The following is a 23,995-nucleotide window of genomic DNA, read 5'->3' on the forward strand; positions in this document are numbered from 1 at the left end:
TATCAATATTTTCCATAAAAAACGCCCAATACTGATCATATTGAGCGTTTAAACATTGGCGTTAATTTATAGCCTTTAATATTTTTATTTTAGATACTCACCATTGCGTAGTGCTTCAATACGCTTGTCTAATGGTGGGTGAGATAAAAATAATTCACTAAATGACTTATTACGGCCATTAATGCAGAAAGCCATCATACTGCTCTCTTCTTGTGGCTCATAACTCGTTTTTAAACGTTGTAATGCTGCAATCATCTTCTCGCGACCAACAAGTTTTGCCGATCCCGCATCTGCATGGAATTCACGGTAACGAGAGAACCACATGGTAATAATGCTTGCCAAAATACCAAATACAATTTCCAGTACCATTGAAACCCCCATATAAACCCATGGGTTACCATTGCTATTTTCACTCTCTTCATCACTCGAAATAAAGTTAGCAACGAATTGTGCAATGATACGCGAAATAAAGATAACGAAGGTATTCACAACCCCCTGAAGCAAGGTCATGGTTATCATATCACCATTAGCAACGTGGCTAATTTCGTGAGCAATAACCGCTTCTGCCTCATCACGACTCATACTGGCTAACAATCCTGTACTTACAGCCACCAGCGAAGCATCACGACGAGCGCCTGTCGCGAAAGCATTAATATCAGGTGCATCATAAATAGCCACTTGTGGCATTTTAATACCGACTTGTTCAGATTGGCGTCTTACCGTATCTAATAACCAACGCTCTACTTCTGAAGTTGGGTTTTCGATAACTTGACCACCCACTGAACGTAATGCCATCCATTTTGACATTAACAGTGAAATAAATGCACCACCAAAACCAAACAAACCCGCCATGATCATCAAACCTTGAACACTGCGACCTTGTATACCGGTTAAAGATAAGATGATCCCAAAAACAAACATTACAGCTAAGTTTGTTAAAAGGAATAACGCAATTCTCATCATATTGATACTGTTCCTATTTTATCTAATTATCACATTGCAAAAACTATCTTATAAATAAGGCTTTTTTGAATTTTATCAAGTCTTTTAACGTATTTAATACTAAAAACAGTATAACTTTACATTTTGATAAAAAAATAGGATTTAATTACCTACTTATTGGGCATTATTTAAAACTGAAAAAAGATGGGTGATCTAAAATAGGCGGGACAACTTTTCGTATTATTTAGCTAAAGAGAAGGCTTTATAACCTTATACCTATCAATAATAAGCTCATCATAAAAAGTGAAATAGATTAGCATATAAATGGGACACTATTATCGTCGAGCTAACTATCGCTATGCTCTTTGTGCACGACTTGTAAATAATACAAATCGTGCACATGAAACAAGCAATAGCGTAATTAACGCTATAAACTAATTACATTTTAAAACGATATGTGGTTGTCATTGAGCCTGATAATGAATGTGCTCGTTGTGAATGACCATCATACAATTTTGGTGTGGTGTAATCGTTTTCTTGCTGGTGGTGCCAACCGATACCACCACTTAAAGAAACAGAAAGATTTTTTGTTGGTTTCCAATAGCTAAATAAACCAAACTGTCCTTGTTTTAATCTTTCACCTGAATAACTGAATTCACTATAGTTAGTGCGTGCACCAATTGACAGCTCTTTACTAATTCTGTATTCAGCTTCCAATGCCCCCATAACTTCACCATCACGTACATAGTCAATATCAGCGTAAGCTGGTGAGTTAAAGCGTCCACGAGTATTACCTATTGGGTTACGTGCAAATTGACCAACACCATTTGCTTTCTCAGCATCGGTATAAGTCACACCTGTACGCAATGTCCATGGTGACTCAGGAATGCGCCATTCCATCGTACCTGCAAAGTGCCATGCATCATTATCAAAGTTACGCTTACCTTTATTAGCATCACTTAATGTACGCTTACCTTCACTACCATAATCGTGATAATAAACAACACCACCAACAGTCACGTCTGAGGTTAGTTTATATTTTGCTTCTAAGCCTTGTTGACGGAACACATCATCCGCCTGACCATAGAAATAAAATACTTTTAACGGTTTAGAGTTATAGTTAATTCCACCAGTTAACACATGATCGATATTGTGTCTGACACCATTACCATCACTGAAATACATTCTGTCGATATTTGGGCTATCACGACGCATTACTTTACCATCAAGAAACAGTAAATCTAAGCTCCAATCACCCATTGCAGTGTTGGTAGCATAACCATTATAACTGTTTAATGATAAGCGCTGTGAGTTAGTAAAAATACCCGTATTTTTCAGCGTAAACCAACCTGCTTTACCGTTAATTAAAACAGGATCTAAATCAAATTTAACTTTTGCGAAACGTTGACCAATTTTGTTATAGCCTTTTGCATCACCATCATCATTATATAAAATTGCACGAGAGGCGAAGTCTTTACTTGCACCTAATTTGATACCACCATAATAAGAGACATCAAATCCGAGAATGCCACCTAAATAACCAGATCTGAAATCTGCTTGAAAGTTTTGTCCCCAAGCATTGGCAACTTGTTTTCTATAACGTTGCTCTTCTTTATCAAAACGGTTTTCAGTTTTTAAGTATTTCCACATATTAATAGTAGAAAGTTCTAACTCAGAATCTGAGATCAATGAGTTTTCTTTAATTGAGTCTTCCCAATTTCCAGCATTCGCAGCACTCACAGCCAAAAAACAAGGGGATAACATAAGCAACGCAATTCTTTTTACTTTCATTTTAATAAAACCTGGTTAATAAATATTTTTAATTAATTTATATTGACTTATATTCCATAAGCTCAACAAAGTACCATTTTTATATTTAGCTAAAAAGTTACCCTTGTTTAAATTATTGTTGCAGTAATTTTAAACACTAAGTCATTTTTTGGCATAAAAAATTCAATATGACTATTTCGCCACATTGGTATTTACTTATTTTCTCTTAATAGAAGTTTTTTAAACAAACTATAGTTTATTGGACGTTTAGATATTATCCCTTACGTAGAAAGCCTGAGTTTGAAAATATAATATTTAAATCACTAATTGCTACTCTAATAACGTATTCTCAATGTATCAACAATGATAATTCACTATTTAGACAATAATTTTTAGCTACTGTGATGGCGAGCCAAAGTGACACAAAAAGTTCATAAACTGTATGCTATAGTAATTTTATGTCAGTTTACGCGACCATTGTCACAACATGTTACATTTATTGCAATAAACAAATCATTAAATGTGAATTAAGTCACAATAAATAATCAAGCTATTCTTTTTATATCTCGTAATACTTATTTAAACTTTATTTTGAATTAAAAATTAAGTGACGTAAAAAAATTTAAATTTTTATGTATTATAAAATGCTAGTGACATTAATAATTACTAATGTTACTGGTAACTTAATAGAGGGGGTCATTAAAGTGTATTGAGAAACAACATTAAGATTATCGCTAGAAAATACATAATCTATTTTATTAAAAATGCTTTTAATAACTCACCAGATGCACATTGATTGATAATAGCAGTCCTTAAATCTTGGCTGTATTAAGATATAAAAAAGCCCCCAGTAATTGATTATCCAATTATTGGGGGCTGCAATAAATACCGACTTTAAAACGAATACTTTAATTTAATAGTTTTTTCGGCTTAAGTACTTTTGAAAGATCAACTGCGATTTTTGCAGTCTCATCTAAATAAGGATCTGGCCCTTCATAATCCTTAGGTAAATCATCAAGTGACTTTAACAAAGGCTTACCTTCTAATTTAAAACGCTCATTAATACGATTTAATTTAATAGTTTCTAGCTCTTTGTTTTCTTTCTCTCTTTCAGCAAAATTCAGGATAACAAATTTATCTTCACCTTTTGCTTTAGCATCATTGTAACGTTGAATATCATCAAAAATATATGAGAATTCTCTGTCGCTTGCTATACGTTTAGTGTGCTGCTCCGTTAATGGCGCTAATGCTGTTTTCAATTTATCTGAGTATTCAGATAACTGATAACTAGCTGGAGAAATACTATCCCAAGGTAATGCGTTATCTTCAAAGCTCTCGCCCATTTCAGCACTATCAAAACTTGGTAATAATAAATCAGGTGTTACCCCTTTAAGCTGAGTACTACCACCATTAATTCGATAGAATTTTTGGATAGTGTATTGTACTGAACCTAAACCTGGCCAATCAGGGCTAAGCATTTGATCGTAAACTCGCGTTAGAGGGCGATATTGCTGAACCGTTCCTTTACCAAATGTCTGTTCACCAACAATCAAAGCACGCCCATAATCTTGCATAGCAGCCGCAAAAATTTCAGAAGCTGAAGCACTAAAACGGTTTACAATAACAACTAATGGACCTTTGTAATAAACAACATCGTCCCTATCAAAATCTTGTCTTACACGACCATTATTATCTCTAACTTGTACCACAGGGCCACTTGGAATAAATAATCCTGACAGTGAAATGGCTTCAGTTAAAGCACCACCACCGTTACCACGTAAATCAATAACTAATGACGATACATTATCTTTTGCTACTTTTTGCAATTGAGTTTTAACATCATTAGTTAAACCAACATAGAAGCTTGGAATATCTAAAATAGCGACTTTATCGCCATTAATAACTTTTTCTGTCAATTTAACCGCTCGGTCTTCTAAACGGATCTGTTCTCTCACTATCGTGATTGTTCTTGGTTTAGCGCCTTTCTCATCAGAGATAACTTCCAACTTAACTTGACTACCTTTCGGGCCTTTAATCAAGGCAACAATATCATCAAGTCGCCAACCGACAACGTCTACCATCGGTTTATTTTGTTGGCCTACGGCGATAATTTTATCACCGACTTTCAACTCTTTACTTTTTGCAGCCGGTCCTCCGGTCACCATCGAGTTGATCATCGGATAATCATCATCCATTTGTAATACAGCACCAATGCCTTCTAATGAAAGGCTCATTTCAGAATCGAATGCTTCTGTATTTCTTGGTGATAAATAACTGGTATGAGGATCGATTTCGCGGGCAAATGCCGACATAATAATTTGAAAAACGTCTTCACTTTGGCTTTGTGTTTGACGACGCAAAGCGGCTTTATAGCGCTTAGTCAACGTTTCTTTAATTTCACTGTCTGTTTTTTCAGATAATTTCAGTGTTAACCAATCATATTTAACTTTTTCATCCCAAAGCTTATCTAATTCAGCTTGAGTTTGAGGCCATGGCGCTTTCGTTCTATCTAACTCAAACTTATCCTGACCGGTTAAATCTATTGGCTTATTGATACGATCTAACGCATATTTAAAACGTTCAAAACGTCTTTTTTGCGCTAAATTGAAGAGATCATAAAGGGGTTGAAGATCGCCTTTTTTCAGGTATTCACCCACTTTGGTTTTTTCTTTATCAAATTGGGCGATATCAGACGCAAGCAATACATTGTGGCTATAGTCTAATAAATTAAGATAGCGATTAAATATTTTTTCAGAAAAGCTCGCATCTAGAGAAAACTGGCGATAATGAGAGCGTTCAAAACGAGAGGTTACTCGCTCGCTTACAGTAGAGTGTTGTGGCTCTTGCTTTAATTCGGGTAACTGATCAATAGTTGCCATTGCTGGAGTGGCTGGTTTCTCAGCCATCACAACAGAAGTACCTGTTAATGTTAATCCGATTGCAAAAGCCACATTTAAAAGTTTGTTCATGCTCTGGTTGGCCTCCGTATCAGAACTTTAAATGTTCCGTGCGTACATTCATTGCCAAACCGTTAGGCAATTGTACACGTACACCCTCTTTTGCTATCTCTAGCACTGTCGCATTCATCACGCTACTACCGACGTTAACTTTCAGCGATTGACCAACAGTAAGAACTGATGTGTCTGTTACTGGAATTAACTTTTCAGTATTTTGGCGTGGTGCTTTACGAGGAGCTTGAGCCGCTTTTTGAGGACGAGGCTGCCGTTTTTCACCGTCTTTAGGTGGCTGACGACGCGTATTATTTGGCTTTTTCGCTGCCGGACGCTTACTGGTCTCCTTATCACCTTCAGCTTCGCGCTTTTTAGCACGTTGTTCAGCTCTTTGAGCTTGAACGCGCGCCTTGGCTTCTGCTAATTGTGTACGAGCATGTTCAATATGCTCAGCTTCCAGTTCGCCGCAGTCATTACCATCCAAATCGACACGTTTTGCCCCTTCTTTAACTCCATAAAGGTAGCGCCAACTTGAGGTATATAAGCGTAATGCAGAACGTAACTGTGTTTTGCTTAATTCAGCTTCATCTTTTAGAGCTTCAACAAGATCTTGAAAAATGCCAACTTTCAAAGGGCGAGCTTCGCCCTCAGCAATAAAACACTTAGGGAAACGTTCAGCTAAAAAAGCGATGATTTCTTTACTACTATTCAACTTAGGTTGATTTTCCATGAAATTTCCTGATTACAACGGTTTTGCCAACCAGCGCAGGCATGAACAAGCGACATTATAATAGTGTTGCCAACAATTTCTATGGCAAACGCCTGTTAACTTACACAAAATTCACAATATTTTGCTGTATGACAAGTTTCTAAATGCTCGCAGAGCACGTCACACAACGCTTTAAGCCCATTTTCATCTTTTTTATCAAAACGATTAAAAATAGGGCTATCAATATCGAGAACGCCGATAATTTGTCCATTTACCTCTAGAGGTAGAACAATTTCAGACTGACTTGCACTGTCACAAGCAATATGTCCACTAAATTGATGAACGTCATCCACTCTTAAAATTCTGTTTTCGGAGTATGCAGTTCCGCAAACTCCTTTTCCAAAACCTATCCTGACACAAGCAATTTTACCTTGGAATGGACCAAGAACTAATGAGTCACCATCATTAAGATAAAACCCAACCCAATTTATCGTATCTAACTTTTCGAAAAGAAGTGCGCTGGTATTAGCAAGTGATGCGATAAGATCATTTTCACCAGACAACAAGGCTGACAAATTATCAGTGAGTTCCTGATAAAAAAGCGAATTTGGCATCATTAAACCCTATTTACATAACTAAAATAGATAACATACTCGTAATTTAGCCTATTTTATCTTGAGGTTGAATACTCCATTTTCAAGAATTGGGTAAAAAAACGATAAAACTCTCTTAACATCTACAAAAAAATTCAGACTCTTATTATTGTAAAATGAAAGGCATAAATATAATAAAAATGATAACTTGTGAACCATTGAGTATAGGTACTTTTTTTTAGCTTAATCAAACGATAACTCTTAAGAAAGCTAACTTAGGCGAATTAATGAGCAACACTGAGAACAATATCGCAATTAACGAAATAAAATCAATACGCTGTCAAGAATGTGACCATCTTGTGGCACTCCCTCTTGCGCTTAAGCGTGGAGAAGATGCGTACTGTCCTCGTTGCCAAGCTAAGCTTGCCTCTTATCGAGATTGGTCACTTACTCGCTTACTCATTTTGTCGATTACAATGCTAATCTTGGCATCTATTGCATTTACCCAACCATTAATCAAAATTCATTTATTGGGCACAATGATAACAACCAATGTGCTTGATGGTATTCGCATGATGTCAGAGCAAGGCGCTCCTCTTACTGCAACTATGGTTCTCTTTTGTGCTGTCGCCGCCCCTCTCAGCCTTCCTATTGCTATTTTATATCTTCATTTAGGTTCGCGTTTACGTTTAAATTTGCGTCCAGTACTTTTAATGCTTGGCAAATTAAAAGAGTGGGTAATGTTAGATGTTTATTTGATTGGGCTGGGTGTTGCAACAATAAAATTAGATGATTACGCCACAGTTTATATTGGCAATGGATTAATTGCTTTTGTTTCTTTAATGCTACTAAGCTTATTGATGTTAATTAACATTAATATGGACCAACTTTGGCAACAATTTTATCCACAAAAAGAGATCCAGCGCAGTCCTGCAACATGTCATGCTTGCCATTATCATTTTAAAAAAATGCCTTTGACACATTGTCCACGTTGTAAATCTTGCTACACCCCAAGACAGCCAATGAGTTTGCAGAAAACATGGGCAGCATTAATTGCAGCAATTATTTTATTATTACCTGCAAATTTATTGCCTATTTCTATTTTTTATTTAAATGGTCAACGCACCGAAGATACCATTTTTTCTGGCGTCATTGCCTTGGTAAATTCAGGTAATACCCCTATTGCTATTATCGTTTTTATTGCCAGTATTTTCGTGCCTTTTTTCAAAGTTATTATTATGTTGGGTCTATTGTTGAGTATTCATTTTAATTCTAACATTCACCCTCTATTTCGTATGAAATTATACCGTTTTGTCTCTTGGATAGGACGATGGTCAATGCTTGATCTCTTTGTGATCGCACTGATGATGTCATTAATTAATCGAGATCAACTGATGACGTTTACAATGGGTCCAGCAGCTTTTTATTTTGGTACTGCGGTTATTCTTACTATCCTTGCCGTTGAATGGTTGGATAGTCGTTTACTATGGGATACTTATGCAACACGAAGAAAACGACGCTCAGGAAACACAAGCCCAAATACGCCGCAAGCGTAGAATTTCGACATTTTGGCTACTCCCTGTTATCGCCATTTTTATTGCAAGTTGGTTGCTATTCCAACATTGGCAAGATAAAGGCGTACAAATTACGATTGATTTTCAATCTGCTTCAGGGATTGTCTCTGGTAGAACACCAATCCGTTATCAAGGCGTTGACGTAGGGATCGTTAAAGATGTCACCCTAAGTGATGACTTACGCAGAGTTATTGTTACAGCTGATGTACGAAAAAGCCTTGCCACCGCATTACGGAAAAATACGCAATTTTGGCTTGTTACACCTAAAGCAAGCCTATCAGGTGTATCTGGGCTGGATGCCTTAGTGGGTGGTAACTACATCAGTATGCTACCCGGTGATGGTGAAAAGCAGTTTAAATTTATTGCTCAAGAAGTGCGTCCTCAAGCAAATATTGATAAAAATCAGCAATTAATTACCTTAACAGCGGATAAGCTGGGATCACTTAATGTTGATTCTCAAGTTTATTACCGCCAAGTTCCTGTAGGGAAAGTTTATAGCTACACAATTCGTCCTGACAACCAAGGTGTTTTTATTGAATTAAGTATTGATAAACAATACGCACACTTAATTCGTCAAGACAGTCATTTTTGGAATGTCTCAGGATTCCAAGGCAATTTTAATTTAAAAAGTGGCGTATCCATTAAAATGGAAAGCGTTTCTGCTTTTATTAATGGTGCGATAGCCTTTGACTCTCCAGAAAATAGTCAACCTGCACAAGAGAACCAACAGTTTGTTTTACAATCAGCTACCTCTGTTGAGGCGGGTAAAGCAATATATGGTGAAGATGGGCTAATTCTTTCTCTAACTAGTGAAGAAAGTTGGGGGGTCGATGCAGGACAGCCTATTCTCTTTAGAGGCATTACAATTGGCCAAGTTATACAACGTAATATAAGTGATGATGGTGTTATCTTCGATGCTATTATCGCCCCTGAATATAAACATTATATTTATGAGAACAGTAAGTTTGTTGCCAATAGCCGAATAAACGTCAATATGGGCTTGAATGGCATTGATATTCAAGGTGCTTCTCCTCAAGAATGGCTTGAGGGCGGTATTCATCTTATCCAAGGTAACAAAGGTACTCCTAAAGAACAGTACCGTCTGTATCGCAATGATTTTTTTGCTAAAGCAAGCATCAATGGTAATGAATTACCAGTGACATTAACGCTAAAAGCCTCCAGCCTTCCGGGCATTCAAAAAGGCTCTGTCGTGCTTTACCATCAATTTCAAGTTGGTGAAATCACTGATGTCAGGCCATTAATTAATGAGTTTGATATTGACGTTTATATTTCTAAACAATATCGCCACCTTCTTACTGAAAAAAGTGTTTTCTGGACTGAAGGTGCGGCAAAAGTTTCCGTCAATGGTTCAGGATTGACCGTTGAAGCGACACCATTAAATCGCGCCTTAAAAGGCGCTATTAGCTTCGATAACTTTGAAAATATCAACAATAACGCCTCACGTTACAAACTCTATTCGTCAGAAACTAGTGCTAGGGCTATTGGTGCTCAAATCACTTTAAAAACTTACGATGCTAGTAAGCTTTCTGAAGGCATGCCTATTCGTTATTTAGGCATTGATATTGGTCAGGTTGAATCACTGCTCCTCTCGCCAGATAGAAAAGCCGTGACGGTTTCAGCAGTACTCTACCCTGATTACGTAAAAACATTCGCAAGATCAGGTAGTCGCTTTGCGGTTGTCACACCAGAGCTAACTGCGTCAGGATTAGATAATCTAGACTCTCTGATTCAGCCATATATTAAAGCGGAACCTGGTAATGGTGGCGTTTATCGTCAATTTGAACTTCAAACATCTAACATTACAGACTCTCGCTATCTTGATGGATTAAATCTTGTTTTAAATGCCACAGAAGCCGGCTCAGTACAAATTGGTACGCCGATTTACTATCGAGGTCTTGAAGTTGGTGCTGTGACAGGGCTTGAGTTAGGGAACATGTCTGATAGAGTTTTAATTCACATTCGAATTAGTAAAAAATATCAATATCTTGTTAGAAATAATACCGAATTCTGGCTCTCTTCTGGATATAACTTCTCCTTTGGTTTAACGGGTGGCGTTATACGAAGCGGAACATTTAAACAATTTATACGTGGAGGTATTACATTTGCAACGCCACCTTCCACGCCACTACAGTCAAAAGCGAAACAGGAACAGAATTTCATTTTAAATGCAAAAGAGCCTAAAGATTGGGATGAATGGGGAACTGCGATACCAAAGCCATAAAATAAGATAATTCTCCCTTATTTACTTCCAGTTATTTAAAGCGGATCACAAAAAATGATCCGTTTTTTTTATTTATGAAATAAATTTTGGAAATAGATTCCATTTATACTATGCTTGATTTTGTTTGGTCGAAAAGCATTATTCATAATAAATGCCACCAATGAAACATAGCGGAACACAACAAAACATCGCCTAAACTGGAGTTATAATATGAAGAAAACAACGTTGAAAATTGCTTGCTATGAAATTGAAGATATTACTTTGAAACACTCTTCCGATAATCAATTAACTTACATTCATATTCCATGTGATTATGATACAGAGTTTTGCATGCAACTAGATGGATGGGATGAAAACACGAGCATTCCAGCTCAATTGAAAGATAAAAATATTCTGCTTTATCGTCATGCTTATGACAAAGAAAACCACCACTGGATCTTAAAAGTGGCATAAGAGATGCTAAAACAACATAAAAAAAGCCAGATAAATCATTTATCTGGCTTAGGGAAAAGGCTCATTGCGAGCCGTGCGCTAAAAAGTAATTACTGATTACTGCGTAAAAAAAATCTAGGACTAACTCAGACCTTTCTATTTCACAACCTACTGTTAAATATTAGCTAACAATATGTAAATATCCAGTAAACGACTCAATAACACACTCTTTTCTATTCAAAAAATAATCTCAAGTAAAATTTATTTATTAAATCAATAAAATAGAAATAAAATCCTCACCTCCAGTTATTAATCATTTGATTAATTACTTTCGCAAAGTGCTTTAAATGCACCTTGAATAGCTTCTACTGATTTTTTCTTTTCAGGAGAATTAGGGTCTGGAAGTAAAATAATATCAATTAGTTGTGCCTTAACTTTTCCACTTTCCATCTGTTTCATAGCAATTTCATTAAGTGGATACTGAACTAATGTTGCTGGATTGATCACAAACCAAGCGCCATCAGTACGACAATTAAGCATCACCTCTTCTCGTGTAAATGGCCAATCGTCACCAAATTGAAGCTTACTCACTGTGGAAATTGGAGCAGAAAATGCTTGAAAAGAGAAAAGCATTAACATTACCGCTAACACAAAACGTTTCATGTTTATATCTCACTTAATAAATTAGATTTTTACGATTATATAACAATCTATACAGGTGAGTTAATCGCAAAGATGGCAACAGTAAAAATAACCATAGTTCCAAGTAATAGTTCAAACCAGCTATTAATTAGCAACCACTGAAAATTATTTTTCTTACGAATATGAGGCACCAAAACATAACGATTAATTACAGCTAAACCTAGCATTAGCACAACTAAGCTGATTTTAAGCCATAACATGCTTTGATATTCTGATGATAAGTGTATTACAGGCCACCCTGGAATGAGCATAACAGCACTAATAATACCTGTGATGGTAACCAATAAAACAGCAACATGACCAAATAGTGAAAATCTCTTCATTGTGCCAATAATTGGCTTGATCATCCCTTCTGCAAGTTCATCTTTATTACGCAAAAATTGTAAACAAGCAACAAATGGCCATAAACCGCCAAACCAATACGCAGCACTAATAAGATGAATACTTTGATTAACTTTATAAAGAGTTGCTTCTGATCCTGTAAACATGGCGCCATGTCCGATAGACGCATGTAGGATCAACATAATTGACGCAATTATTAATAAAGAGAAATTACGAATATAACGTTGGTGTATAAATAATACAGCTAAAGCAAGAGTTGCTAATATCAACTGCCATTGCCAAATCTGTCCAAATGAAGTACCTAATACCGCTTTCCATATTTCAAATGACCAAGCATCCTCCCATCCATCACCCATAATGCCAGATTGCATAGCCATCCATAGATAAGTCGTAATAAAGACTGTAATAGTGCTGATGGCTAATGCAGGGCGTAAACGAACCTGAATAAGAGGTATAAACTTATCTTTTGCAAGAATGGCGGCCGAGAAGCTCAGTCCGAACATAAACATGACGGCCACAAAATGAAAGAAACGGCATAAAATATAAACGTCTTCAGGTGTCATTATTTTACACTAAATTGATAAGAACCTTTTGTCTTGTGTCCATCAACAGAAACCACATTCCAATCAACTAAATAATTACCTTCAGCCAGATCACTTTCTAAAGGTAATAATAATTTAGTGTTGTTAACAGGATCTAAACTCAGTTTTCCTACTGTGATTTCTTTACCTTCAGCATTTGTTACTTTAATTTTACTAAAAGCAAGTTCTATGCCTTCAGAAAAATCTAGCGTGATAACTTTAGGTGCTTGTGACTGTTCAATAGCCGCGCCTTCAGCAGGTAACTGTGATTTTAAATGTGCGTGAGCTAATGCTTGTTGATATGACATACCTAAGAATAAAACCGCAATGGCTGATAATTTACCCCAAGATGTCTTAAGTGTATTTAATGACATAATAACCTCTTAAATTACAGGTGATTTTTTTATTTATGGAAATATTTTATAGCAAATTTGCGTCAAGATCTCCGCTTCTTCATATTAGAAATAAAAGGTTGTGAACTAGCACTCAAAATATATGTTATTTAGAGCAGTTTCTGTTTCAAATATCACCCATTTTTACACTTCAAAAAAATATAATACCCACATTGACAGTCTAAACAGTTCAATACATAACCAAATTAAGTTAAACGTAAAATAAACATCCTGTATAAATAACATCCAAAAACACATTCAGGATAAAAAACAGTGTAAGTAAAGAAAGAGATAAAAGATAAAAATAGAAAAGGAGCTAATACAGAAGAATAAATAACGCCCTGCTATTCACTCATAGCAGGGCGTAATAATTCATTTATTAACTTAGGCTATCTGAAGCTTTATTAATAATTAGACATGTGCAGATGTTGATAATGTATTCAGATCTTTATCTAACAAGAATAAAGCTTTACCACTGTCACCAACCATTGCTAATTTATCTAAGATTGACTTAAATAATTTTTCTTCTTCATGCTGCTCTGCAACATACCATTGTAAGAAGTTAAAGGTTGAATAATCTTGAGTAGTCATCGCTACATGAGCTAATTTATTAATTTCAGCTGTAATATGTTTTTCATGCTCGTAAGTTTTATCGAACAATTCAGAGAGTGATGAAAATTCTGATGGAGGCGCTTCAATTGCACCAAGTAAAGGCATCGCACCTGTATCACTTAAATAATCAAATAAGCGATGCATATGCTCCATTTCTTCACGAGAATGTGCTTTTAAAAACTTAGCTGCACCATCAAATCCTTTATCGTCGCACCAAGCACTCATTTGTAAATAAAGATTTGCTGAATAAAACTCTAAATTTAGCTGTTCATTCAATTTATTAATCATATCTTGATGTAACATATTTTACGTCCTTTACTAGGAAAATTAACATTACGGATATTATGCACACTTAAAAATAAAAATATAGCTATTTAAATAGAGTTTATTTATTTTTTTAATTACTCAATACGTAACAAAAATAAAAACCAATCTCATTTACAATATGATTTTATTATTTCAACAAAAGTTAAATGCTAATTATTAGCATTAATGGTAAAAAAATAAAAAATCGTAACTCATTGTAATAAATAGTCATTATTTTAAATTGAATGATAATATTAATTTAATTATTTTAGCTTATAGAAGTGTTTAACTTTTATAAAATAAGAATAAAGTGGTAAAATTCAATTGTTATTTTCTATTTTCAATTCCTCACTCTATTTATACCTCTATTTAAATCCCCTCTTCTTTTATATATATTCATTTTAATTTGGATATAAAAAAAACTAATTATCACCTGTAAATTAATCTATTTTATTAACACTTATTTCTAGTTTTCTCCATTGCGCCCCATCCTCTTAAATTACTGCGATTTTTCATTTTTTGCATGTAAAAAAACACACAACTCTCAAAAAATAAAAATATTTCTAATTTTTATACAGTTTTTGGTTTTGGCTGATAAGATTAGTAGGTAACTCAAAGTTGTATGTGCAAAAATTTAGTATTAAAGCCCTAATCATAATAAAGGTTAATTAGGAGCCACTATGACAAAAACAGTGTTAGTACCCGTTGATTTTACAGAGCTTGGTTTATTGGACAAGGTTGTTTCTCATCTAAAAGCATTGTCTGTCGCTGACAAACTGAATATTCATTTTTTATCTGTGATCCCAAGTTATGAGTCTTTTGTTGGATTTGCATTTGCAGGCCAAGACAGGCTAGCAAGTGACAAACAACGTATTGAAATTGCGTTATCTACGCTAAAAGAAAACTTATCGCATGTTGATATTTCCAACAGTACCTCTCAATTTTATGTTTCCATTGGTAATCCTCGCGATAAAATTTTAGAAACAGCGAAAAAAATTCAAGCCGAATTAATTGTCATCGGTTCTCGTAACCCTGGCATGAAAACTTATCTCCTCGGTTCTACCGCATCATCTGTTGTTAGCTATGCTGAATCATCAGTATTAGTTGTCCGTTAATTACTTTATTCTCTTATAAGAAATCTGGTATAAGCCATAAACCAGATTTCTTATTCTTTATTCCGCAAAATTAACTCAAAATAATATTTTATTTTATTATTCTTATTTTTAAGAGTAATTATTAACAATATATCTTTAAACAATAAGATTATTATTAAAAAACAAGAAGAAAAAAGAGTGTATTAACAGTTACTATACAAACATATATATTAATAATTTATTAATACTTTTATATTGTTCATCATGTGAATTTATGTAAAGATACTTTTCCTACTATAAAAAACCAAGTGTAATCAATATCGGTAAAAGGAATTAACATGAATAAAGAGTATTCTGAAAAATGGCAAGAGCGTTTTTCATTTTTTGATAAATATGGCTCACCTAAAACCCCTGAATTTAAAGCTGCTTATAAAGAACTATCCTTTGGTAAACGCATTCTCATTGGAATGAATATCTGGGCCTTTTTCTTTGGTTTTATTTATTTTCTTATTTTAGGTTTGTGGCGTAAAGCATTAACATTATTTGCCATTAACATTGCTATTTTTACTATTATCGGTTTCTTACCTGTAAATAATGGTGTAATCAATGCCATTGGTATTGCCATTAATATTTTGTGGGCAATGACAGCTAACTATGCTTATTATTTAAAAGAAACTAAGAATGATCAAAGCTGGAACCCTTTTGAAGGTGTTCTATAATAATTTTTCTATAGTAATATCAAAGGGGTAATTTACCCCTTTAGTTTTTATATTCCTCTAATCCTTTTTACTACAACACTACAATACCTTCTATTTCCTTCATAAAAATTCATTTTCCTAATCAGAGAAATTCTAGTCAATGCTATAATACGTTAACTAGAAATCAGGGAAAAAATTATGTCGAATCATTTTCAAGGTAAATTTGAAGCAGAACTAAAATATCACCTTCAAAATCCAGAAAAATTTATTGCAGTGTTAGAAAAAGCAGGTGCAACCTTATTTACGCCTAATAACCAAGAAACAGATTGGTATATGGAACATTCCGATCTCAAATTCCCGACATCAAACATAAGTTTATGTATAAGAAAAATGTTACCTTCGGGTATAAACCTTCTTATCGTTAAAGGTCCTGATTTATCACAATGTGAAGCAGTACGGATAGAAGATGCAGAAAAAACAGTCTCCATGTTTACCACGCTAGGCTACCACTGTATTCTCAATTATACCAAATCAAGAGAAATCTATTTTTTAGACGATTTTCATATCACTATTGATAAATTAGACAATCTAGGGTCATTTGCGGAATTCGCTATTATGACTGACGATCAAAGTAAACTCCCTCTCTATACAAAACAATTACAAAATTTAGCGACAAAGTTTGGATTTACAGAAAAACATCTTGAAAAAAATAACTATAAAAAACTGATGTTGGATAGCTTAAAGAGACAACTTAATTCAATTTAAAGATATTCTTTCTATCACTTATTCAAACACCGACATTATAACCACATCCTAAATATCGGTGTTTTATCTTGCCTAAGATTATTTACCTCACGTAGTAAAAAAATAGAAAAAACCTTTCTTGATACAAATTTAAATTGAATGCCTTTTTTATGGAGATTTTCTTAAACTTTTTCTTTATTTTCTCTTTAATAACGTTCAGCTTTAGGCTAAAAATGCCATTCAGATCCAATTTAAAAGATATTTTTGTAATACCACTTATATTAATGTCATGTTTTTATTACAATTAATAAAAAAATACACTAATAGGAGGGATTATGCTTGAAAATTACCTTAACATCTTCATTAAGGCAACTTTTATTGAAAATATGGCATTAAGTTTTTTTTTAGGAATGTGTACTTTCCTTGCTGTTTCAAAAGAAGTAAAAACATCATTAAAACTAGGACTCACAGTTACAGCTTTACTTGTTATTGCCACTCCAATCAATAACTTAATTTATAATTTTATCTTAAAAAAAGATATTTTAGTGGAAGGTATCGATCTTAGTTTTCTAAGATATATTACTTTCATTGGTGTTTTAGCCGCATTAGTTCAAATATTAGAAATGTTTTTAGATAAGTTTATCCCTTCACTTTACCATTCATTAGGGATCTTTTTGCCTTTATTAACTATTCATTGCGCTATTTTTGGTGCCACCATTTTTATGGTTGAGCGTGATTATACATTTTCAGAATCAGTTATATACGGTGCAGGTTGTGGCGTAGGCTGGTTACTAGCAATCGTCTCCCTATCTGGCCTACGAGAAAAAATGAAGTATTCAGATATTCCTAAAGGGCTAAGAGGATTAGGTATCACCTTTATCACTGTAGGGTTAATGTCATTAGGTTTTATGTCATTTTCCGGCATTTCACTTTAAAAAAACATTGAATATCATTTAATTCAAATTTTCATACATCACAAATTTTATTGAAAAAATGACATAAACTATAAACGGAAAGCTTACATTTTCCGTTTATAGTATTTTTATCTATTTTCTTTCTAATCCCCAATTTCTTCTTACCTATTTTAATTCGCACAATCACATAAACACTTCTTATTTATGCTTATAATAATAGAAAAATTAATCTTATTTATTGCTCTTTACATCATAAGTGTTTTTTTATTTTACAAATAGAAGTATTTACATTATTAAAATCTTATTGTTTAAATCACAAACCATTAACTCACATTAAATCAATAATAAATCAACAGGTTATCAATAAGTTATTAAAGATAAAAATTTTTATACTATCTCTTTATTTTTTCAAATTTTAACTCTTAAATTAAATTTAATGAAAATCAATACGTTACATCTCTCAATCATTCATTTGAAAAATTTATTAATAAGAACAATAAATAACCATAAAGAATATTTATAAAATGCCGATACTCTTTTTTAGTATTTGAAAAAATCAAAAGGATATATGGCATTAAATCAAAGAGTGCTCTAAAAACATAACTTTACTCGTTTTTAGCCATTTTTTGTCTATACCAATTACAGGAAGTAAAAATAAAACTTAAAAATCAATAAATTGTACATTTATATTTTTATAAAAAGGAAATAACTATTCATGTTTAAGAACTTCAAACAACGTTATTTACCAAACGTCTCTTTTAGTATGTCGAATTTAAAAACAACCACCTTAGTTTGGCTTATAACGGGCTCCTTAATTTTACTTCTTGGTTTAGCCTCTGTTTTATTTCTTTCATCCGTAAATGATTACAAAAGAAACTTAAACACACTAAATAATATCTATAATGAACAATTACTACTAACTAACACCTGGGAAAATTTGCTACAAACTCGTAATACCTTAAACAGAGCAAGTTCCCGTCATTTATTAATTATTAATAAAATGGCCACTGCAAATACTGATATTTCATCTTTATTGCAACAAACTAAAGAAAAGCTTCAAAGTGTTGAAACCGCTTGGAGTCGTTTTAAAAATATTCCTCATAACATTAAGGATGATAGCTATATTCAACAATTAGAACAAAAATATACTGAACTTAATGCTGCATTAATTGAATTTTTAGCCTTCTTAGAACAAGGAAAAACATACGAATATTTAAATCAACCAACACAAACCTACCAAGATAATTTTGAGCAAGCATACATCAGCTATCATCAACAACTACAAAGTCATTACACTGCATCATTAAATGAAGGTGAGTTACTGTATGATAGAATCATTTATAGTTTAATTGTAATTACAATCCTTATTGTTATTTTTTCTTTTTTAGTCCAGATCGTATTACGAAAAAACTTTATTTCACCTTTAAATGCCATAATGAAGAATATTGAAGATATTAGTAATGGTGAGTTAGCAACTAATGTCTCGACAAAAGGCCTATTTGAAATAAACATCCTCACTAAAAATATTGAAAAAATGCGAGATCAAATAAAGCAGATAGTTAATAACATTAATAGCAGTTCAGGACTTATCAATTCAGAATTAAATGATATTTCTATTATGAACAATAATCTTGCTATTCGTGTTGAGCAACAATCAGCAGCTGTACTTGAAACATCCGCAGGGATAAGACAGTTAAGTGTGACCTCAAAACAGCATGCAGAAAATACCCAAGCATCATGTGAACTTGTGACTAAAACAGATTCAATGATCCATCAAAGCAATGAAATGTTAGCTAACGTAGTTGAAAATATGCATGAAGTCGTCTCTTTCTCTGAACAAATTAATGATATTACATCAACAATTGATAATATTGCCTTTCAAACTAATTTATTAGCGTTAAATGCTGCTGTGGAAGCCGCTAGAGTGGGTGAACATGGAAGAGGATTTGCTGTGGTTGCAAAAGAAGTCCGTGAATTATCCATTAGCTGTAATTTAGCATCAAAAGAGATAAAAGTACTTGTTGCAAATTCAAGTAAAAAAATAAACCAGTGTTTTCAATTAGCGGCTGACGCAAACGATAATATGGTGGATATTTCTAAACATACTGAAAACATCAATGAAATGATCCACGATATATCAATCTCAACCAATGAACAAAGTAACGGTATTGCTCAAATTGAAGATGCTATAAACCAATTAGATCAAACAACACAAGCTAATGCCACAATGACAAGGGAGCTAGTTAATTCACTAGACTCCCTACAAACACAATCAAACCGATTAAAACAAGAGTTAACTGTTTTTCATCAATAAAAAACGCTAACTAACTCAATAGAAAGCTATCTTAGGATAACTTTCTATTGTTCATATATTAAAGTATTAAAAATGACTAAATTCAGGGATCGCTTTCTTGCCATGTGATTTTAAAAAATCTAAAACTTTCCTTGGAGACGTATTTAATATGCGTTCTTCAGGAAAATCTATTTGAGTTAATACTTCTAATACTCGATCAAATTTTCCTAATGATGAAGCAATATGAGAATCAGATCCTAGTGCAATTAATCCACCTGCATCACGCACTGCTTTAGCTATATCTATGCAGTTTTTCTCACTTCCTACTCTAGAATGAATAAATGATGAATTATTCATTTCTAAAGCAACGTTACTAGCAGCGGCTACTTTGGCAACTTCGGTAATATCGATGGGGTATTTAGGATTTCCTGGATGGGTTATCATTTGAACAACACCACTTGTTATTGTCGCGATTAAAGCCTTTGTATTATCCACAATACCCATTGAGCTCATAACCGGATCGTGAAAACCAGCAAGCACGATATCTAATTTCTTACTCATTTTTTCACTGCAGTCCGTTTCGCCTTTTATATTTTTAATATTTGCTTCAATACCATAAAGTATCCCAACACCATCAATCATGCGGGGGATCACGGGTAAATTAGAAAAATGCCATTCATGAGGAGCATCATCCATATCAGGACCATGATCAGTAATTGCAAATAATTTAATTCCCTGCTTTTTAGCTTGCTGAAAATATTCACTCACCGTACTGTAAGCATGTGTACTGGCAATTGTATGAGCATGTAAATCAACGGGATACATAAATAATTCCTTCATAAAAAAGCGCTATGATCATCTATAAGATAGTTCTTCTTCAAATATAGGACCTACCTAAAATCGATGAGCTACAATAACAAAAATATGAAATAACTTATAAGATGCTATTTTTATTTTTTTCTTACATTAGTAAGAAATGAAGATAAACTTCGATAAATATGCTTTAATCTTCAACATGTTATTTAATATTAATTAGATAATTAATGTTTCACTTTAGTACTATACACAATAATTATGAAAACACATTGTATAATGCTTTTTCATTTTAACTTTACAAAGGCTAATTATGTTCAACTATCCTGCAGTCGCTCATTTTGATGAAGAAAGTGAAACCTACGAAATTACTTATCGTGATTTTGATAATATACATGCTGTTGCTTACACGGAAGATGATATTGAGCTAGAAGCCTCTGATATTTTGCATGTTGGTCTTGAAGAGTTTATTTCAAGTAAAATGCCTATTCCTGCGCCATCAAAAGCACAACCGGGTGATTTTATTGTTTACTTACCACTTATCAGCTGTTTGAAAATCGCGCTTCATAATGCAATGCTGGAAACTAAAACAAAAAAATCAGATCTTGCAAGAAAGATGAATTTAACTAGCGCACAAATAGAACGCCTATTTGAAATTAATCAAACATCAAAAATTGATAGCTTAGAACAAGCTCTTTATTTATTAGGCTATGGGATTTCTGTTAGCGTTTATAAAGACAAAAATTGATAATGCTAAAGATAAAAATGGCTCTAATAAAAATTAGAGCCATTAGTTTATATTATTTTACAATCCACAAATCTTGTTATTAGATATTATAACTTTTTGCTTGCTAAAAATTTGGCATGATTAGTATAAATCGCAATAATATCTTCACCTCGCCCCACTAATCCTGCAACTTGGTTAACCATATCAATGTGATCTTCAGCATAATCATCCTTAATTAATTTACCTAATCGCATACTCGTTCGACCAACTAAGCCATCATTTTGACGCTCAATGAAAAAAGCACTTAATACACGCATTGCTGCATGAGTCGGATCCAGTAAATTACCTTTTTCGCCCGCAATGAGTCCTTGAATATAACTGCCAAATGAGTAGTAATGTACGCCATTAACGACTTCTTTACCTTCACCACCACGAACTTCAGGTAGCCCTTGTGGATATTTTTTATTAAATTCAGTTACGTTTTCAGTCGTTAATGCTTCTAATGCAGCGATAGCATCTTGTGGGTTGCCACGATTACCAGAGAATGTAGAAATAATTGTACCAATGGCTTTCATAACAGCATCTGCGATATATTCAGGTACACTATCTTTACGCATAATACGTCGTACTAAGTCAGCAATTTCTGAACCGTGGTTTACACCATTAACAGAGGTCACGGAGGCGATATTTTTAGCATGTTTCGCCGCAACATAACGACAAGCTAATGGACCTTGGCTATGACCAATTAAATTGACTTTTTTTGCCTTCGTTTCTTTAAGAATTTTTTGCACAAATTCCCAAAGTTGCTCACCACGAACTTCGTTAGAATTAAATGCAGAAAGAGATGCTGTAAAGACTTGATGCCCTTCTTTTTCTAATGCATCCGCGATACCGTAAAAGTATGGGTAACCAACGATATCATCAAAGCCAGATAAACCATGAACTAAAATAATTGGATATGTAGTTGACATATTTTCCACTCCTTGGGGTTAAGTTAATTATTTGCTAAACATCCTATTAGCAATACTTACAACAATCGGTAAAATACAAATTTATAATATAGCATCATATTTTGACACTTTATTTGTTATAAGTGATTATTAGAATAATCTAAAATTTACGATCGTAAAGTCATATTTTTATCAATTTTATATTTTTTAATTATCACCCGAAAAAATCAACATACCCTCTATCAAACCTTCTGCTTTTTTTAACTTTTTACCAATATATGTATCCGAACATTTTTCATTTTTTGCAAGCTCAATAAAAGTTTTTCCAAAAACATAATAATTAATAAGTAACTGATAATTTTCTATATTATGCCTCATTAGTCTTTTCATTAAATCATTGATTATATTTGCTTTATAATGAGAGCATTGTTTTCGTTGCTTTATTTTTTCCGGTATAACTTCTTTTTTGTTTTTAGTTAAAAAGTAAACAGCAATATGATCATTAGCAACCCATGCTCCCCACTCTTCAAGTATTTTTGAAATATTCTTCATATTAACATCCTTATTTTTCCATATAGTGATAATCGCATCCCGCAATCATTTAAAACACCTATCTAATTATTAATAGGTATTATAAATATAATGGCAAAAATTTAATTTACAACTGTATTTAATAAAGATATGAGGTTAAATGCTAGAACTATTAGAGGATATGTAAAATCTAAATATAACTTGGCTATTTTAATTAAAAATCAGATTATCTTTAAGTTATAAAGAATTTTATTCTGTTTTTTTCTTAAAATAGCCAGCTATATTAAATATTAGCGATTATGGTAATGTTTCTTCAGGTCGTAAAGTCAGTACCTCGTACCCATTCGAAGTAACCAAAATTGTATGTTCTGACTGTGCCGATAATTTTTTATCTCTCGTTACCACAGTCCAACCATCTTTTTTAGTTTTTATTTTAGCCCCCCCCTGATTAATCATTGGTTCAATCGTAAAAGTCATACCTTCTTTCAATTCAATACCTTGCCCCTTAATACCATAATGTAAGACTTGTGGTGCTTCATGCATTTCTCTACCAATACCATGTCCGCAATATTCTCTTACAACACTATATCCATGGCTTTGTACAAAGCTTTGAATTGCATGACCAATATCACCTAATGTTGCTCCCGGTTTAACTTCCTTAATACCTTCCCACATTGCTTGATATGTTGTTTTAGCTAATTTGCGTGCAATAGGAGATGCCTCTGGCATAATATACATTTTACTAGAGTCGGCAATAAATCCATTCTTTTCTAATGTGATATCAACATTAATAATATCTTTGCTTTTTAGTCGTTCGTCTGATTTTGGTACGCCATGACAAACAACTTCATTAATTGATGTATTTAATACATACTCGTAACCATACTGGCCTTTACTTGCTGGTCTTGAGTGGAGTTCATTAATAATAAAGTCTTCCACTTTATCATTGATTTCTAACGTAGAAACACCTGGTACAATAAAGTCATCAAGCATTGTAAAAACTTGCGCTAATAAACGTCCAGATTCACGCATTAATTCAATTTCATCAGACGTTTTGATTGTTATTTTATCCATATTCCTTTC

Annotated in this window: 22 protein-coding genes; 9 read left to right on the forward strand and 13 right to left on the reverse strand. The window is 33.5% G+C overall.

Annotated features, from left to right (window positions below; genetic code table 11):
• Nucleotides 1-84: 84 nt before the first annotated feature.
• The 5 genes from htpX to msrC all read right to left on the reverse strand — a co-directional run bounded on the left by htpX (nt 85) and on the right by msrC (nt 6,986).
• Nucleotides 85-963 (reverse strand): protease HtpX, encoded by an 879-nt coding sequence (gene htpX / locus ABN217_RS04435; protein ID WP_109408646.1) that lies wholly within the window; start codon nt 961-963, stop codon nt 85-87.
• A 417-nt stretch (nt 964-1,380) separates the two neighbouring features.
• Nucleotides 1,381-2,733 carry an OprD family outer membrane porin gene (locus tag ABN217_RS04440; protein ID WP_164526195.1) on the reverse strand — a complete coding sequence of 451 codons (1,353 nt, stop codon included), beginning with the start codon at nt 2,731-2,733 and terminating at the stop codon, nt 1,381-1,383.
• Between the two features lie 887 nt (nt 2,734-3,620).
• A complete protein-coding gene (gene prc, locus ABN217_RS04445) occupies nt 3,621-5,681 on the reverse strand; it encodes a carboxy terminal-processing peptidase (protein ID WP_196553184.1) in 2,061 nt (686 codons plus the stop codon).
• Between the two features lie 19 nt (nt 5,682-5,700).
• Nucleotides 5,701-6,393, reverse strand: a complete 693-nt coding sequence (gene proQ / locus ABN217_RS04450) for an RNA chaperone ProQ (RefSeq protein ID WP_196553185.1) — start codon at nt 6,391-6,393, stop codon at nt 5,701-5,703.
• A 95-nt stretch (nt 6,394-6,488) separates the two neighbouring features.
• Nucleotides 6,489-6,986: a free L-methionine (R)-S-oxide reductase MsrC gene (gene msrC, locus ABN217_RS04455; protein ID WP_349459099.1), complete on the reverse strand. Its 498-nt coding sequence runs from the start codon at nt 6,984-6,986 to the stop codon at nt 6,489-6,491.
• A gap of 266 nt (nt 6,987-7,252) precedes the next feature.
• Here msrC and yebS point away from each other — a divergent pair, with 266 nt between their 5' ends.
• The 3 genes from yebS (at nt 7,253) to ABN217_RS04470 (ending at nt 11,234) form a co-directional block, all read left to right on the forward strand.
• Complete coding sequence (gene yebS, locus ABN217_RS04460) at nt 7,253-8,521, forward strand: membrane integrity lipid transport subunit YebS (RefSeq protein WP_349459100.1); 1,269 nt, start codon at nt 7,253-7,255, stop codon at nt 8,519-8,521.
• A complete protein-coding gene (locus tag ABN217_RS04465; protein WP_349459101.1) occupies nt 8,463-10,781 on the forward strand; it encodes a PqiB family protein in 2,319 nt (772 codons plus the stop codon). The genes yebS and ABN217_RS04465 overlap by 59 nt, the downstream gene beginning before the upstream one ends.
• 210 nt (nt 10,782-10,991) lie before the next feature.
• Nucleotides 10,992-11,234: a DUF1480 family protein gene (locus ABN217_RS04470; RefSeq protein ID WP_072070409.1), complete on the forward strand. Its 243-nt coding sequence runs from the start codon at nt 10,992-10,994 to the stop codon at nt 11,232-11,234.
• Between the two features lie 300 nt (nt 11,235-11,534).
• Here ABN217_RS04470 and ABN217_RS04475 read toward each other — a convergent pair whose 3' ends face one another.
• From ABN217_RS04475 to ftnA, 4 genes are all read right to left on the reverse strand, one after another.
• A complete protein-coding gene (locus ABN217_RS04475) occupies nt 11,535-11,876 on the reverse strand; it encodes a YebY family protein (protein ID WP_196553188.1) in 342 nt (113 codons plus the stop codon).
• A gap of 47 nt (nt 11,877-11,923) precedes the next feature.
• Entirely contained in the window at nt 11,924-12,820 is an 897-nt protein-coding gene (gene copD / locus ABN217_RS04480) for a copper homeostasis membrane protein CopD (protein ID WP_349440226.1), read from the reverse strand.
• A complete protein-coding gene (copC, locus tag ABN217_RS04485) occupies nt 12,820-13,212 on the reverse strand; it encodes a copper homeostasis periplasmic binding protein CopC (protein WP_109408636.1) in 393 nt (130 codons plus the stop codon). Before copC ends, copD begins: the two co-directional genes overlap by 1 nt.
• 429 nt (nt 13,213-13,641) lie before the next feature.
• Nucleotides 13,642-14,145 (reverse strand): non-heme ferritin, encoded by a 504-nt coding sequence (gene ftnA / locus ABN217_RS04490; RefSeq protein WP_072070414.1) that lies wholly within the window; start codon nt 14,143-14,145, stop codon nt 13,642-13,644.
• A 683-nt stretch (nt 14,146-14,828) separates the two neighbouring features.
• Here ftnA and ABN217_RS04495 point away from each other — a divergent pair.
• From ABN217_RS04495 to ABN217_RS04515, 5 genes are all read left to right on the forward strand, one after another.
• The gene (locus tag ABN217_RS04495; RefSeq protein ID WP_072070415.1) at nt 14,829-15,263 is read left to right on the forward strand and encodes a universal stress protein; all 435 of its coding nucleotides are present in this window, start codon (nt 14,829-14,831) and stop codon (nt 15,261-15,263) included.
• Between the two features lie 317 nt (nt 15,264-15,580).
• Complete coding sequence (locus tag ABN217_RS04500) at nt 15,581-15,961, forward strand: DUF2628 domain-containing protein (protein WP_196553190.1); 381 nt, start codon at nt 15,581-15,583, stop codon at nt 15,959-15,961.
• Between the two features lie 177 nt (nt 15,962-16,138).
• Nucleotides 16,139-16,705 (forward strand): class IV adenylate cyclase, encoded by a 567-nt coding sequence (gene cyaB / locus ABN217_RS04505; protein WP_196553191.1) that lies wholly within the window; start codon nt 16,139-16,141, stop codon nt 16,703-16,705.
• 314 nt (nt 16,706-17,019) lie between these two features.
• A complete protein-coding gene (nqrE, locus tag ABN217_RS04510; RefSeq protein ID WP_196553192.1) occupies nt 17,020-17,619 on the forward strand; it encodes an NADH:ubiquinone reductase (Na(+)-transporting) subunit E in 600 nt (199 codons plus the stop codon).
• Nucleotides 17,620-18,313: 694 nt separating this feature from the next.
• Nucleotides 18,314-19,912: a methyl-accepting chemotaxis protein gene (locus ABN217_RS04515; RefSeq protein WP_197269325.1), complete on the forward strand. Its 1,599-nt coding sequence runs from the start codon at nt 18,314-18,316 to the stop codon at nt 19,910-19,912.
• Between the two features lie 66 nt (nt 19,913-19,978).
• On the opposite strand, the gene ABN217_RS04520 is transcribed toward ABN217_RS04515, so the two are convergent.
• On the reverse strand, nt 19,979-20,716 hold the full coding sequence (locus tag ABN217_RS04520; RefSeq protein WP_072070420.1) for a phosphatase: 738 nt from the start codon (nt 20,714-20,716) through the stop codon (nt 19,979-19,981).
• A gap of 301 nt (nt 20,717-21,017) precedes the next feature.
• Between ABN217_RS04520 and ABN217_RS04525 the strand changes: the two genes are divergently transcribed.
• Nucleotides 21,018-21,452: a type II toxin-antitoxin system HicB family antitoxin gene (locus ABN217_RS04525; protein ID WP_196553194.1), complete on the forward strand. Its 435-nt coding sequence runs from the start codon at nt 21,018-21,020 to the stop codon at nt 21,450-21,452.
• Between the two features lie 86 nt (nt 21,453-21,538).
• On the opposite strand, the gene ABN217_RS04530 is transcribed toward ABN217_RS04525, so the two are convergent.
• The 3 genes from ABN217_RS04530 to map all read right to left on the reverse strand — a co-directional run bounded on the left by ABN217_RS04530 (nt 21,539) and on the right by map (nt 23,986).
• The gene (locus ABN217_RS04530) at nt 21,539-22,402 is read right to left on the reverse strand and encodes a lipase family alpha/beta hydrolase (protein WP_196553195.1); all 864 of its coding nucleotides are present in this window, start codon (nt 22,400-22,402) and stop codon (nt 21,539-21,541) included.
• Between the two features lie 186 nt (nt 22,403-22,588).
• Nucleotides 22,589-22,933 carry an antiterminator Q family protein gene (locus ABN217_RS04535; RefSeq protein WP_072070423.1) on the reverse strand — a complete coding sequence of 115 codons (345 nt, stop codon included), beginning with the start codon at nt 22,931-22,933 and terminating at the stop codon, nt 22,589-22,591.
• A gap of 276 nt (nt 22,934-23,209) precedes the next feature.
• The gene (gene map / locus ABN217_RS04540) at nt 23,210-23,986 is read right to left on the reverse strand and encodes a type I methionyl aminopeptidase (RefSeq protein WP_349459102.1); all 777 of its coding nucleotides are present in this window, start codon (nt 23,984-23,986) and stop codon (nt 23,210-23,212) included.
• Between the last annotated feature and the right edge of the window lie 9 nt (nt 23,987-23,995).

It is taken from the genome of Proteus sp. fly-1067 (genome assembly GCF_040139345.1).
Lineage (GTDB): Bacteria > Pseudomonadota > Gammaproteobacteria > Enterobacterales > Enterobacteriaceae > Proteus > Proteus vulgaris_B.